Origin of the sequence: Faecalicatena contorta (assembly GCF_021531995.1) — a bacterium.
Lineage (GTDB): Bacteria > Bacillota > Clostridia > Lachnospirales > Lachnospiraceae > Dorea_A > Dorea_A contorta_A.
Genome location: NZ_JAFBIZ010000268.1, coordinates 1 through 903 on the forward strand (window position 1 = coordinate 1; position 903 = coordinate 903).

Here is a 903-nt window from a genome sequence, read left to right on the forward strand (position 1 = left end):
ATTATATACCGAATGAATATATTAAACACATTTTCTCGAAATCTTCTAATACGATAGCCATATTCATACAGGATATTAATAACCCATTCTATGCACACTTGATTACAGAGATTAACAATCTTTGTTTTCGCGAACAATATACATTATTCATCTGTAATACAGAAAATGATATAGAAAAAGAAAAAGCTTATTTGGATCTATGTATTGCTAAACGCTGTGCAGGAATCATACTTACAGAAGGTGCCGCTAATACGTTGTATCAAAACGTAGATATTCCTTTTGTCGCACTCGACAGACAAGATGATAAACAAATATCCTCTGTCACTTCCGAAACAAATATCAGTATTAAGAAAGCAATTAATTACCTACATAATCTTGGACATTCCAAAATTGCCTTTGTAGGCCCATTCAACAGTTTCTGTACTGTAAAAAATAGATATCATTCCTATGAATCTGTAATGAAAGAATTGAATATACCAATTAATCCTGAATATGTCTATTGTAAAGATGGGGATGTAACGACAGATTATGGAAAAATGGCTCTTCAATACTTGCTTTCTCTGCCTGAGATGCCTTCGGCACTCTTATGTGCAAATGACTTAATTGCACTTGGTGTAATAAATGAAGCAAAAGTTATGAACCTTAATATTCCTGAAGATTTGTCTATCTGTGGATATGATCATGTATTAGACAACTTTTTACATCTTCCTATGACTACAATTGAACAAGATATAAAAGGGATTGCAGAGCAACTATTTTTTCTTCTTATTGATCGTCCTGAAACACCTGTACAAAAAGTGATTGATTCCACTTTTATTCCAGGTCAAACATGTGCAAGACTATCGGATAATAATGATTAATGAACATTCAAAATTAGAAATATCATATTTTATAATACAAAGG

1 protein-coding gene is annotated in these 903 nt (G+C 31.8%); it reads left to right on the forward strand.

The genetic code is table 11. The annotated features are described in order from the left end of the window. Nucleotides 1-860, forward strand: an 860-nt coding sequence (locus JQM82_RS15860; RefSeq protein ID WP_235251383.1) for a LacI family DNA-binding transcriptional regulator, incomplete at its 5' end; no start/stop codon positions are given. Nucleotides 861-903: the final 43 nt, after the last annotated feature.